This is a genomic window from Streptomyces sp. 13-12-16 (assembly GCF_002114215.1).
Taxonomy (GTDB): Bacteria; Actinomycetota; Actinomycetes; order Streptomycetales; family Streptomycetaceae; genus Streptomyces.
Map to the genome: position 1 here is coordinate 3435 of NZ_NCTE01001053.1, position 2562 is coordinate 5996.

Genomic DNA, 2562 nt, shown 5'->3' on the forward strand with positions numbered 1-2562 from the left:
CCGACGTGCCCACGGCCGCGCCCGCGCTGGGGGCCGTACCGGCTCCGGCCGCGTCCGTGGAGCCGCGGACGGCGACCGGGGCGCGCGCGTAGAAATTTTTTCGGGGAATTTCCGCCGGGGGTGTATCAGGGGCCGGGCCGCGTGCTCTTGATGGTGAAGGCGACTTGGGGAAGCCGCCGGGGGGGGGAAGCACGGGGGAACGGGGGGCTCGGGTCGGTCGGCCGCTGTCACGGGGGGCGACCGGCCGGCCCGAAGCCGTGTGCCGTGCCGGCTAGCCGAGGTAGGCGAGGCCGGGGTGGACGGCGGTGTAGCCGTCGACGAGACGGCGGGCCACGTTCACGGAGTCGACGAGCGGATGCAGCGCGAACGCCTTGACGGCCGTCGCGCGGGAGCCCGACCGGGCGGCGGCGAGCACCTCGCGCTCGACGGCCTTGACGGCGCAGACCAGACCGGTGGCGTGGTCGGGCAGCGGGTCGACGGAGACCGGGTGCGCGCCACCGGCGTCCACCAGGCAGGGGACCTCGATGACGGCGTCCCCGTCCAGGGGTGACAGGGTGCCGCGGTTGCGGACGTTGAGGATCAGGGTGGCGCGTTCGTCGCGGGCGATCGCCCGCATCAGGGCGAGCGCCACGTCCTCGTAGCCGCCGGACAGGTCCTCGGCCTCGCGTTCGCCCGCACCGGCCGCCTCCCGGTTCTCGGCCATGTAGGTGGCCTCGCGTTCGGCGCGGGTACGGTTCCACAGCTCCAGGGCGGGCACGTCGGGGCCGGTCACCCCGGCGTAGAACCGTGCCTGCTGGTCGTGCAGGAACGCGCCCCGCGTCCGCTCCGCCTCCTGGTAGGCGCGTACGGCCTCACGGTTGAAGTAGTAGTAGTGCAGGTACTCGTTGGGGATCGCGCCCAGGGACTGCAGCCAGTCGGCGCCGAAGAGCCTGCCCTCCTCGAAGGAGCCGAGCAGGACGGGGTCGGCGAGCAGGCGCGGGAGTTCGTCGCGGCCGGCGACCCGCAGACCGCGTACCCAGCCGAGGTGGTTGAGGCCGACGTAGTCGATCCACGCCTCCCGCGGCCGCGCGCCGAGCGCCCGGGCGACGCGGCGGCCGAGGCCGACCGGTGAGTCGCAGATGCCGATGACGCGGTCGCCGAGGTGGCGGGACATGGCCTCGGTGACCAGACCGGCGGGGTTGGTGAAGTTGATGACCCAGGCGTCGGGGGCGAGTCGGGCCACCCGCCGGGCGATGTCGACGGCGACGGGCACGGTGCGCAGGCCGTAGGCGATGCCGCCCGCGCCGACCGTCTCCTGGCCGAGCACGCCCTCGGCGAGGGCGACCCGTTCGTCGTTCGCCCTGCCTTCGAGGCCGCCCACGCGGATCGCGGAGAAGACGAACGCGGCGCCGCGCAGCGCCTCGTCGAGGTCGGTGGTGAAGGACACCTCGGGCGCGTCGGGCACACCGGAGGCCTGTTCGGCCAGCACCCGGGCGATCGCGCGCAGCCGCCCGGCGTCCACGTCGTGCAGGACGACACGGGTCACCCGGCCCTCGGCACGGTCCCCGAGCAGCGCCCCGTACACCAGCGGCACCCTGAATCCCCCACCGCCCAGAATCGTCAGCTTCACATCCGCACCTTCCCACCACGACGAACCGGGACGACCCTACTCGCGGCGCGACCGCGCCGGGTACGCTCCGCCGACCCGACCCACCGGAGGACAGCCGGACATGACCAGCCGCTCCGCGCCCGACCGTCTGCTGTCCGTGCTCGCGGCCTTCGACCACGCGCACCCGGCGCTGACGTTGACGGACATCAGCCGCCGGGCCGGGCTCACGCTGACCACCGCGCACCGGCTCGTGGGCGAGCTCGCCCGGTGGGGCGCGCTGGAGCGGGACGCGTCGGGGACGTACCACGTCGGGCTGCGGCTGTGGGAACTGGCCGCGCTCGCCCCGCGCGGGCCGGCGCTGCGGCAGGTCGCGCTGCCGTACCTGGAGGACCTGTACGAGGCGACGCACGAGAACGTGCAGCTGGCGGTGCGCGACGGGGGTGAGGTCGTCTACACCGAGTGGCTGTCGGGGCGTTCGTCGGTCGGCGTGCACATACGGGTCGGCGCCCGCTGGCCGCTGCACGCCACCGGGGTCGGCCTCGCCCTGCTCGCGCACAGCGACGCCGGCTTCCAGGAGGAGTACTGCGCGGGCCCGCTCGCCTCCTTCACCCCGTACACGATCACCGAACCGGAGCCGCTGCGCCGGGTACTGGCCGAGGTGCGGCGCTCGGGCGTCGCGGTGAGCGACCGCCAGGTCACCCCGGACGCGCTGTCGGTGGCGGCGCCCGTACGCGGCCCCGACGGCACGGTCACCGCCGCGGTGTCGGTCGTCGTCCCCCACTCCGACGCCCGCGTCCCCACCCTGACCCCGGCCCTCCGCCTCGCGGCCCGCGGCATCTCCAGGGCCCTGGGCTGGCACCCGGCCGCTGCGGTCCCCGCCAAGGACATCTGAGGCCCTGCTCCCGGATGCCCCGGCGCACGCGGAAGCACCTGACGCCTCCCTCCACGGCCCGACTCCGGCCCCGGATCACCGG

At 75.0% G+C, this 2562-nt stretch carries 2 protein-coding genes; one reads left to right on the top strand and one right to left on the bottom strand.

Going from position 1 to position 2562, the window contains the following annotated elements; all coding sequences use genetic code 11:
- Positions 1-271: 271 nt before the first annotated feature.
- A complete protein-coding gene (locus tag B7767_RS35035; RefSeq protein WP_085575600.1) occupies positions 272-1609 on the bottom strand; it encodes a 6-phospho-beta-glucosidase in 1338 nt (445 codons plus the stop codon).
- Positions 1610-1709: 100 nt separating this feature from the next.
- Between B7767_RS35035 and B7767_RS35040 the strand changes: the two genes are divergently transcribed.
- Positions 1710-2480, top strand: coding sequence for an IclR family transcriptional regulator (locus tag B7767_RS35040; protein WP_085575601.1), 771 nt, complete (start codon positions 1710-1712; stop codon positions 2478-2480).
- Positions 2481-2562 lie beyond the last annotated feature (82 nt).

What these genes read in the sequence shown, in the direction of transcription:
- B7767_RS35040 (WP_085575601.1), top strand. Translation starts at nt 1,710, where the DNA reads ATGACCAGCCGCTCCGCGCCCGACCGTCTGCTGTCCGTGCTCGCGGCC.